General features: G+C 34.5%; 7 protein-coding genes. All 7 read right to left on the bottom strand.

Annotated features, from left to right (window positions below; translation table 11 throughout):
- Window positions 1-135 precede the first annotated feature (135 nt).
- Window positions 136-1599, bottom strand: coding sequence for a kelch repeat-containing protein (locus ABRY23_14045; protein ID MFA3784177.1), 1464 nt, complete (start codon window positions 1597-1599; stop codon window positions 136-138).
- A 414-nt stretch (window positions 1600-2013) separates the two neighbouring features.
- The gene (locus ABRY23_14040) at window positions 2014-4002 is read right to left on the bottom strand and encodes a T9SS type A sorting domain-containing protein (protein MFA3784176.1); all 1989 of its coding nucleotides are present in this window, start codon (window positions 4000-4002) and stop codon (window positions 2014-2016) included.
- 12 nt (window positions 4003-4014) lie between these two features.
- Window positions 4015-4986, bottom strand: a complete 972-nt coding sequence (locus tag ABRY23_14035; GenBank protein MFA3784175.1) for a T9SS type A sorting domain-containing protein — start codon at window positions 4984-4986, stop codon at window positions 4015-4017.
- A 686-nt stretch (window positions 4987-5672) separates the two neighbouring features.
- Window positions 5673-5954, bottom strand: coding sequence for a T9SS type A sorting domain-containing protein (locus ABRY23_14030; GenBank protein ID MFA3784174.1), 282 nt, complete (start codon window positions 5952-5954; stop codon window positions 5673-5675).
- On the bottom strand, window positions 5863-6723 hold the full coding sequence (locus ABRY23_14025) for a hypothetical protein (GenBank protein ID MFA3784173.1): 861 nt from the start codon (window positions 6721-6723) through the stop codon (window positions 5863-5865). The genes ABRY23_14030 and ABRY23_14025 overlap by 92 nt, the downstream gene beginning before the upstream one ends.
- On the bottom strand, window positions 6692-6955 hold the full coding sequence (locus tag ABRY23_14020) for a hypothetical protein (GenBank protein MFA3784172.1): 264 nt from the start codon (window positions 6953-6955) through the stop codon (window positions 6692-6694). The genes ABRY23_14025 and ABRY23_14020 overlap by 32 nt, the downstream gene beginning before the upstream one ends.
- A gap of 77 nt (window positions 6956-7032) precedes the next feature.
- Window positions 7033-7656, bottom strand: coding sequence for a hypothetical protein (locus tag ABRY23_14015; protein MFA3784171.1), 624 nt, complete (start codon window positions 7654-7656; stop codon window positions 7033-7035).
- Window position 7657 lies beyond the last annotated feature (1 nt).

Below are 7657 nucleotides of genomic sequence, written 5' to 3'. Positions count from 1 at the left end.
CCCGGCGTTGATGTTTGTTGAGTATTCACCACTTCGTGGACAGTCTTAATTTTTCAAAGAACGTTTATCTGAACTGTTTGTGAATAACTTAATCTTTTATCTCTAAATTTTTCGCTTGACTCTTTATAGGATGTCTTATTTTATTAACAACATTTTTTTTACATCAATATAATTACCTGAAACTATTTTGTAAAAGTATATGCCGCTTGACAGACTTGCGATACCTCTATCAAAGGAGGATACATCTTCAGCGGAAAATTCAACTTCATGATATCCCCGGTTTTCAAATTCATCCACCAACACCCGGACTATTCGACCGAGAACATCATATACCTCTATTCGTACACCAGCGTCTTGAGGCAGATAATATCTAATAGTAGTTATTGGGTTAAAAGGATTCGGGTAATTCTGGTATAATACATAATCTTGAGAGATTGGCGACTGGTTCTCCACAGAAGTAACTATATCAAATATATAGCAACTTTTTGACGGCCTTGTAGTAGGAATATTATCAACTATATCAAAATCTTCCCCACCTATAAGAACTATCCTTCCATCGCTTAATCTTCTTGAATTTTTTTCATAAAGTTTTTTTATTGGAAATATTCCTTTTTCGATTGGCAATAAGTTAACGGCGTCGTATGTTTCCCACGTATCTTCTACTGTACTCTGAAATGCAGCACCTCCAAATACCAATAGTTGATTTGATTGATAAAGATAGTAGATGTCATGACCTGAACGTCTATCTATCATGTCCGCAACGTACCTCCATTTTCCATCAGTTACATTATATACTTCAGCACTCCTTTTTACCGGAATAATTCCCACACCAACCGAATCGCCACCAGAAACAAATACATTCCCGTTTTGTAACAATACGGATGCTGGATCAGACCTAGACTCATTCATTGAGGCAATAACAGACCAGCTATTTTCTACAGGGTCATAGATTTCACTAGAACGTGTTGTACCAACTGTCTCAGCAGTACCTCCAGCAACTAGAACCCTACCATCATTTAACAAAACAGCGGTATGATCGTATCTTCCTCTATTAAGCTGTGCAGCCGTTTCCCATTTTTCAATATCCGGGTCATAAATTTCACAATTTCTTAAATATTCAAAATTCGACAAATTATCTGTAACTCTATAACCACCCGCAACAAGTATATTTCCATTATTAAGTAATGTTACAGTTTGTCCGTCAAAACGAAATGTTGGAATAGAATCTGTCATAGTCCAAGTTTCTTCTTCTGGATCAAAAATTTCACAGCTTCTTTCTTTATATCCACCTATCGCAAGCACTTTGCCTGTTTTCATTAATACCAAATCATGACTTACTCGTGGTACATTCATTGGTGTTGTATAGCGCCATTTGCCGGTATTTAACTCATAAATTTCACTACTTATTTTTATGCTATTTTCATACCCACCTTCACCACCACTTACAAGAATATTCCCGTTCGGTAAAACAACCACTGCATGGCCGGTTCTTGCTTCTTTTAACGAATCAATCTGCTGCCATGGCGAATTGTTTTGTGCATTGGCAGAAGAATTGGTAACTATTATAAATAGGATTAACATTACACTGATACTTTTCATTTCCCGCCTCATTATTAAGTTTGATTTCTACTCTACTATATTTTAATATAAAATAAATTAGTAGGAATTAAAATGATTTTGGTATACTTTTTTGTTATCTCATATCAACCTCTCTTTTGTTTTTATTCTTTCCCCCAAGTAACTGCTTCTATTCAGACCTCGGGTATTTTGTTATGAACATTCTGCTCGGTTTTGAGAGACAAAATAGTAGCAGGGGCTTTAAAACACAATGGTACAAGTGACATTTCTGCATGTCATTTGTACTATATTTTTACTCACAGGCTTAAAATTGCTCTATTTGAGGAAGAATTATGAGAAATCATTGGGGAAAGTCTGATTCAGTTGTTTTATCTTTTATTTCCAAAGCAAGTTTCATAAGTAGAGTGGGGGTTACCTCGACCCTGTTACAAAAGCTCACTTAATTAGTAACATCTTTCTTACGGAACTCATTTTCCCCACTGTAAGTTTATAGACGTACATTCCGCTCGATAATTTACTCCCGTTGAACAGTACCCTGTAATCTCCTTTCTCTTTATAGTCTTTTATCAGCTCTTCTACTTCATTCCCTAAAATGTCGTAGACTTTTAAAGTAACAAATGATTTCTCCGGTATGCTGAATGAAATGTTGGTCGTTGGGTTAAAAGGGTTTGGATAATTACCGATTAATTCAAAATTGTAAGAGGGCTCTTCATAAATAGTTGCGGTAGAATTATCATTTGAAATAATTAACGGCGGCACATTCATCTGACCTGTTGTTTCGACCTGGTTGCTTGGGACAGATTCTTTAACTGTGTTGTCTACTGCTGTAACATAATATATTACAGATTTTTCCCAAATTGGTTTTGTGTAGTCAACCCAGGTATCGACATATGTGTTGTTGGGGTGGGAAACAGTTGCAGCATAATAAAAAGGAGAATTATCATAGCTGCGGTAAACCTTATAAGAATAAATATCTGGCTCGGTGTTCAAATCCCATTGAAGTGTAGGATGATTATTAACCGGAGTAATAAGATGAAGATTTTGGGGTTTGGAAGGAGAACCAGCAAATTCGTCGCCATTTCCATCACCATCAAAATAAAAAGTAATTTGATCTGTACCCGTAACTTCAATACTGAACTCTAATGAAGATGTATTACGCGGATTGCTGGCTGGTGAAAATACGTTATTAAACACTTGATCAAATGCATCTTCTGCATCTCCCCATGCTGAATTTTCGTTATAAACTGGTGTGTAACATGCGTATGTTATTCCATTTATATTTCGATAGAAACTCATTTCATCTTCACCATTTACATTGGGGTTTGTTCTGGTAAGCGTTTGTGTTGAAGTATTAATACTAAAATCCCAATTACCGTCAGCACATAAAACATCAATGGCTGGTGGAAATGATGTTGCATTTGTAACTCTGTAGAAATAAAAACCTATATCCCCTGCTTTATCATGAGGACTTAATTTTTTTCTGTTTTCAATAAGAAAATACTCAGAATTACTTACAGGAATACGGTATACATCATCCTGTGTTATATAATCATACATTGTAACTGTACCATCTGTTGTTTTATCTGTGTAGCTTATCCATCCTAATTTTTGTCTTTCCCAAGAACACATACCACGACTTGCGTTCCAAACCGGGCCGCCAGTCATCAATGCTAAATTAGACACTCCGTTAATATGACCTCCACCAAATAAGTAATGTCCCATTTCATGGGCTGATACATATAATGTATAATCCCTTCCGTTATATCCACCTCTTTGTTGTACACCTGAACCGATACCGCTTAAACCAGACCCCCCGCTAACAATTTGAACACCATCAGTGTTTATCGTACTGCTTAACTCTATATGAGCAATTGCTGTGTAACTATATCCACCGTAGCTAAATAAAGAAGAAGCAGAGTTCCTATAAATTATATATATAAAATCAACTTTCCCGTCAGTTCCTGGACTACTGCCATTCAAATTGTCATACTCAGCAAAATTTACATATGGATCAACTTTCAGTATTACCTCTCTGTTAACCTGCCCAATGCTTGAATAATAGCTTTCATTATTATCAGTAATAACTAATGAATCATAAACATCCCCTATAACCTGAAATGTCCCATTCGACATTTCATTAAAATAGTGAGATAAATTATACCATGGATAGCTTTCCCCAGTTGAAGCATTTACAAATGTATTCGCCCAATTGGGATAACTGTTTCTTGCCCAGCCATAATTATCTGTATTTAGATCGTCTTTGAATTGAGCAAAGATAACAAACACTTTTATTGTACCACTTGTCGGTATATAGGGTGCAGAACTACCGGAATTAGTTCCACAAACTCCTTCGCTACTTGCTACTAACACAGAGTTAAATAAAAGGAAAAGTGTTACTAATGAAAAAATAGCCCTCATTTTCATTTTTTTACCTCCTTATTTAATTAAAACCATTGATTTTGTAATTATTGTAGAACCTGAGATTAATGAGTAGTAGTAAACACCGCTGGGAAGACCTTTTGCATTAAAAACTACACTGTAGTTACCGGATGGTTTAGCCTCGTTAACTAGAAGAGCAACTTCTCTTCCGAGAGGATCATAAACTATCAGTCTTACATGGAAATATGAATTACCGTTTTTGTTTTGAGGAACGGAATAATTAATAGTAGTTGTGGGATTAAACGGATTTGGATAATTATTTTCAAGAATAAATTCACTAGGCATAGAAAACTCAATATCATTATTCTCAACACTTACTATTGTCCCGTATTTCTTTCCGCCGATGATTGCCCCAGTTAAGCATATAAGTGGTGATTCTGTTTGATAACATATTAAACCGTAATTATCTGCAATAATCTCGGTTGTAAATACATCCAAATATTCTACTGTTCTAAACAAAACAGTATCTTCACTTACTTTTATCCAGCCGGTATCTTTTATAAGAGCTGTAACTACAGGATATCCCCATGATTCAAAAAAAAATTTATAAGATTGGTATCTTGAAAAAACTCCTGCATCAAGACTATCAACTAAAAATTCTTCACTTTTATTACCGTCATTATCATAATCATATATATCAAATGTATATGTACTTTTTGTTAAAGTATCATATCTTTCCCATAAAAGTAAACTATCTTTTGGAAGTCCAGTGTCTATCAAGTTAATCCTTAGAAAATATCTTCTATTGCTAATAAGTGTATCACTTACTATCATCTGAGTTGCATAACGTTTATCCTCGGAGATATAGTACTGCCAAACATTTCCAACTTGCAACGGATTGCAAATACGTTTTTGGCTGTAATACTTTTCCTTAAATTCTGCCGATACATCATTGAGGTATTCTATATTAATTTGTGCAAGGCAGATGTTGCTAAGAAAAAGTAATATCATCATGCTTATCGTTTTCATAATAACTCCACTAAAAATTCCTGATGGACATGTAACTTCATTTTGCTCTCACTTTAAGTTCAAGTGGAATATCCCTCCAAGTTACTGTATACGGCTTACCAGCCGTAATTAAACATTCATAAACTCTCATCCTTATTTGATTAATATCATGGATTTTATTATTAAACTGGAGTAAAAGATTAATGAGTAATAACAGATCTCAAACCTGTAACAATTTATTCGTTCGAACTTTTTAATTAATGGATACCTTCTGTTTTTTAAGCTCTCGAGAAAAGTCATTTTAGCCCTCTAATTTAAAAACAACTTTTTCTTTGGGAGGAAGATAATAAATGGGGGGGGGGGTATGTCAAGAAAAAATTTCTAAATTAAAAAAATTTGGGTGATTATTTTTAGATTCCTGCTTTCGCGGGAATGACACTATTCTCAGTTGTGCAACACTTTCCGGGCATCTCGCAGAATTCGGCAAAAAAGTCAGTTGAGTGTTATGTTATCCGCTTTCATTAATAATTTTTACTCATAATAACTCATCAGTTCGTGTCCTAAAAATTTTACCACGGCTGTAATTACTCATAGATAACTAAACTTTAAATACATATTAAATATGCTTGGATAAAATAAAGCCGGAAAGCATCATTAAAAATTTTGTCTTGCTCTCCGGCTATTTCTTATTAATCAATAGTCAATCTTTATTTCATCAATGTCATTTTGCCGACTGCGGAATATTTACCTGTGGTTAGTTTGTAAATATATGTACCGCTCGGCAAATTACTTCCGTTAAATTCAACTTCATATTCTCCCGATGGTTTAACTTCATTTATTAATTCTTTTACTTCTCTGCCAAGTATATCGTATACTTTTAATGTAACAAAATCTGCCTCAGGTAATGTAAATCTGATTTTTTGTAGTAGGATTAAATGGATTTGGATAATTTTTATACAAACTAAAATTATACTTCTTACTATGCTCATTAAAATAATTATTCGCAATTAACTTCGGTAATGGATCCTGCATAATACCTGCGGTTTCAACCTGATTACTTGGCACTGATGTTAAATTAGTATTATCCACTGCTACAACATAATATTTGACTGATTTTTCCCATATCGGCTTTGTATAACTTATTTCATAATCAATAAATGTGTTTGTGGGATGAGATACTACACCAGCTAAATAAAAAGATGAATTATCATAACTTCGGTAAATTTTATAACTTGATATGTCTGGTTCTGTATTTAAATCCCAGGCTAACGATGGATGGTAGGGATTTGAGTATGTTAAGTGTAAATTTTGTGGTTTTGAAGGCGAACCTGCAAATTCGTCACCGTTTCCATCCCCATCAAAATAGAAAGTAATTTGATCTGTGCCTATAACTTCAATACTGAACTGTAACGAAGAAGTATTACGCGGATTGCTGGCTGGTGAAAATACGTTATTAAACACTTGATCAAATGCATCTTCTGCATCTCCCCATGCTGAATTTTCGTTATAAACTGGTGTGTAACATGCGTATGTTATTCCATTTATATTTCGATAGAAACTCATTTCATCTTCACCATTTACATTTGGTGTTGTTCTGATAAGCGTTTGTGTTGAAGTGTTAATACTAAAATCCCAATTACCGTCAGCACATAAAACATCAATGGCTGGTGGAAATGATGTTGCATTTGTAACTCTGTAGAAATAAAAACCTATATCCCCTGCTTTATCATGAGGACTTAATTTTTTTTCTGTTTTCAATAAGAAAATACTCAGAATTACTTACAGGAATACGGTATACATCATCCTGTGTTATATAATCATACATTGTAACTGTACCATCTGTTGTTTTATCTGTGTAGCTAATCCATCCTAATTTTTGTCTTTCCCATAAATGCATACCGCGACTTGCATTCCAAACCGGACCGCCAGTCATCAATGCTAAATTAGACACTCCATCAATATGACCTCCACCAAATAAGTAATGTCCCATTTCATGGGCTGATACATATAATGTATAATCCCTTCCGTTATATCCACCTCTTTGTTGTACACCTGAACCGATACCGCTTAAACCAGACCCCCCGCTAACAATTTGAACACATCAGTGTTTATCGTACTGCTTAACTCTATATGAGCAATTGCTGTGTAACTATATCCACCGTAGCTAAATAAAGAAGAAGCAGAGTTCCTATAAATTATATATATAAAATCAACTTTCCCGTCAGTTCCAGGGCTACTGCCATTTAAATTATCATATTCAGAAAAATCTACATAAGGATCAACTTCCAAAATAATCTCTCTATTTACTTCACCTATTGTAGAATAATGACTTTCATCATAATCTGTAATTACTAAATCATCATAAACGTCTCCTATAACCTGAAATGTCCCATTCGACATTTCATTAAAATAGTGGGATAAATTATACCAGGGATAGTTTTCTCCAGTTGAAGCATTTACAAATGTATTCGCCCAATCGGGATAACTGTTTCTTGCCCAGCCATAATTATCTGTATTTAGATCGTCTTTGAATTGAGCAAAGATAACAAACACTTTTATTGTACCGCTTGTTGGTATATAGGGTGCAGAGCTACCGGAATTAGTTCCACAAACTCCTTCGCTACTTGCTACTAACACAGAGTTAAATAAAAGGAAAAGTGTTACTAATGAAAAAATAACTTTCGTTTTCATT

The organism is Melioribacteraceae bacterium 4301-Me (assembly GCA_041538185.1).
GTDB classification, from domain to species: Bacteria; Bacteroidota; Ignavibacteria; order Ignavibacteriales; family Melioribacteraceae; genus Pyranulibacter; species Pyranulibacter aquaticus.
The sequence above is the reverse complement of the archived record's forward strand: the minus strand, read 5'-3'. Positions and strand labels throughout refer to the sequence as shown.

Bases quoted from the DNA above. Each gene is read 5' to 3' on its own strand.
- ABRY23_14035 (MFA3784175.1), bottom strand. From the start codon at position 4,986: ATGAAAACGATAAGCATGATGATATTACTTTTTCTTAGCAACATCTGC.
- ABRY23_14020 (MFA3784172.1), bottom strand. From the start codon at position 6,955: ATGGGACATTACTTATTTGGTGGAGGTCATATTGATGGAGTGTCTAAT.
- ABRY23_14030 (MFA3784174.1), bottom strand. From the start codon at position 5,954: ATGAGCATAGTAAGAAGTATAATTTTAGTTTGTATAAAAATTATCCAA.
- ABRY23_14045 (MFA3784177.1), bottom strand. From the start codon at position 1,599: ATGAAAAGTATCAGTGTAATGTTAATCCTATTTATAATAGTTACCAAT.
- ABRY23_14040 (MFA3784176.1), bottom strand. From the start codon at position 4,002: ATGAAAATGAGGGCTATTTTTTCATTAGTAACACTTTTCCTTTTATTT.
- ABRY23_14015 (MFA3784171.1), bottom strand. From the start codon at position 7,656: ATGAAAACGAAAGTTATTTTTTCATTAGTAACACTTTTCCTTTTATTT.